We start from the raw sequence: 2497 nt of genomic DNA, 5'->3' as shown, positions 1-2497 counted from the left end.
TGCAAACTTTGGTAAAGAAATATCAACCAGACAGCACGGTAGAGTTTTATTTCGTTGCAACGCTTGAGTATTCTCCGAACTATAAAAAGCTGACTACCGATTTTATTGCAGATCAGAAATATGACTTCGATGTTTTGTATGACGAAACCGATCCAAAAACGGGCAAGATGGGCCTGGTGTTCAATGGCTATGCCAGGCAGTTACAGATGAACGGTATCCCTCAAAAGGTGATCATTGATCAGAATGGCTATGTGAGATGGGTCTATGGGGGATTTGACGGCGACCTGGTTAGGATGGTCAAGGAAGTAGACTACGTCATCTCATTGATTAAACAGGAAAAGTAGCGTGAAACAAGGTTCAATGTAGGAGTGAAATTCAATAACAGTTAATTATTAAGCTATATATGCTGTACAGATTTATACCTGTACAGCACATTAGATTTGTAGTTGAGCAARCCGCATACTGCCAAAAGAATTGAGGCTTCTGAAAGACAATCTGATTATTTGCAAAACAGCGACCGCAGGTTATCCGGTAAGAATTGAATATAGTCTTACAGATTATTGCCCCAGCATCAACGATGTTATAAAGGCCATGGAACAGTCGGGCCAAAAACATAGAATTAAAATTCGAGAACATAGTCAAATCAGTTTAGCGGGTGGGTGTTGCAACTATCAAAAACAGAAATTGCTAAAACAAATCATGGYAACTCCATCATTARTCAAAAAAGTTACCTGACCCAATGTGTATTTTGGTAGCCGAATTTAGTGAKAAGATAAATTTCGATAGAGATGAATCTATTCCCAGGCTGACGTATTAAATTGGGATATCCTGTAAGAGGGATGAAGGTTCAGCCGTTGGTTTATGCTAGTTAACGCAGAATAATCTAAAAAGGTTTAGACTACTTTTTATTAAAATTTCGATTTCGATAACTTATTGGTTACATATGTGTTAAATGCGAAATACTATAAAAAAAAACTTCCAACTTAGCCTTTAAGATGAAGATAATGGAAAAACAAAAAAAAATTGAAAAGGACCTGGTATTCAGTGATGAAATCAAAAAACCATCCGACTTTAAATTTGGAAAGGCGGTGGCGAATGCATTCGACGATATGGTCGGAAGGTCTGTTCCCTTCTATGCTGAAATCCAGCGTATGATCTTTGAACTTGCCGCAGAGCATGCTCTKCCAGGAACGACCCTGGTAGATCTGGGCTGTTCAACCGGAACCACGATGATTGGGATCAATTCCCTGGTGAGTGAGGATATCCGGTTTGTGGGAATAGATGATTCGGGCGAGATGCTTCAAAAATGCGAAGCAAAACTCTCTGAAGTGAAATTTACACGGCCCTATGAGCTCATAATGGCCGATCTTCATGGTGAGGTTAAAATTGAGAATGCTTCTGTTGTAATCCTGTGCCTGACCTTACAGTTTGTAAGGCCCATCTATAGAGAAAAGCTATTGAAACGCATCTATGATGGCATGGTCCCAGGTGGCGCGCTGATTGTTTCAGAAAAAATCCTGGCGGAAAACACCATTTTCAACAGGGATTTCATCAGCTACTATTACGACTACAAGAGACGCAACGATTATAGCGAAATGGAGATCTCTCAAAAAAGAGAGGCGCTGGAGAATGTCCTTATCCCCTATAAGCTCAGTGAAAACGTGAAGATGCTCGAAGAGGCAGGATTCGTGGCCATAGAGATCTTTTTTAAATGGTATAATTTTTCAGGCTTTATAGCGATAAAAAACTAACATGGTAACCGTCGGCAATTTCTTTTTTAGATATAGGAACTTTCTATTCATATTCCTTTACCTGTGTCTTTTTATCCCATCTCCATGGATCTTCACTGAGAAAAAATTCGGCCCACATTATTATTTTATTCCCATCATCCTTGGCCTTATTATAACGGTTACCGGACAGCTTATCCGTGGGGCAACCATTTCGCTGGCCTATATCGTTCGTGGCGGAAAAGATAAAAAAGTACACGCAGAGGACCTGGTAACCAGTGGGATATTTGCACATTGCAGAAATCCGCTTTATGTTGGCAATATCATGATGCTGCTAGGTGTAGGAATCTTGATCAATTCAGCAATCTTTGTATTTGTCCTTATCCCTATTTTTCTATTTATCTATCAGGCCATCGTATTGGCTGAGGAAAATTWTCTCCGGGCCAAGTTTGGGGGACAGTTTGATATCTATACTGTAAATGTTCATAGATGGCTATTTAAAATCCATGGCCTGGGACAGACCATCTCGAGCATGCAATTTAATGGTAAAAGATGGCTTATAAAAGAGTATAATACCCAAGCGATTTGGATCATGGGAATTGTTACTATCCTATTATTCTACTATCCTCAGCTGACCAGCTACAACGTGGAAGTCAGAAACCTGGTTTTTATTATTTCGATAATTCTTATCGGCATATATTACCTCTTCATTAGGTACATGAAAAAATCGGGAAGATGGGCCCTGTAAATACAAATAATTTATTATGTAT

4 protein-coding genes are annotated in these 2497 nt (G+C 39.3%); all 4 read left to right on the top strand.

The features are described from left to right. Positions 1–344: thioredoxin domain-containing protein (locus EZ449_RS22390; protein ID WP_205943063.1), on the top strand; the 344-nt coding region annotated here is incomplete at its 5' end. A gap of 115 nt (positions 345–459) precedes the next feature. After that, positions 460–735, top strand: coding sequence for a winged helix-turn-helix transcriptional regulator (locus tag EZ449_RS23590; RefSeq protein ID WP_225872414.1), 276 nt, complete (start codon positions 460–462; stop codon positions 733–735). 269 nt (positions 736–1004) lie between these two features. After that, positions 1005–1751 (top strand): carboxy-S-adenosyl-L-methionine synthase CmoA, encoded by a 747-nt coding sequence (gene cmoA / locus EZ449_RS22380; protein ID WP_225872413.1) that lies wholly within the window; start codon positions 1005–1007, stop codon positions 1749–1751. Position 1752: 1 nt separating this feature from the next. Next, positions 1753–2475, top strand: coding sequence for a methyltransferase family protein (locus EZ449_RS22375; protein WP_131563103.1), 723 nt, complete (start codon positions 1753–1755; stop codon positions 2473–2475). The last annotated feature ends 22 nt before the right edge of the window (positions 2476–2497 follow it).

The sequence above is a fragment of the Pedobacter frigidisoli genome (assembly GCF_004331675.1).
Classification (GTDB): Bacteria; Bacteroidota; Bacteroidia; order Sphingobacteriales; family Sphingobacteriaceae; genus Pedobacter; species Pedobacter frigidisoli.
Note: the sequence above shows the minus strand (reverse complement) of the source record. Positions and strands in the feature narration are given on the sequence as shown.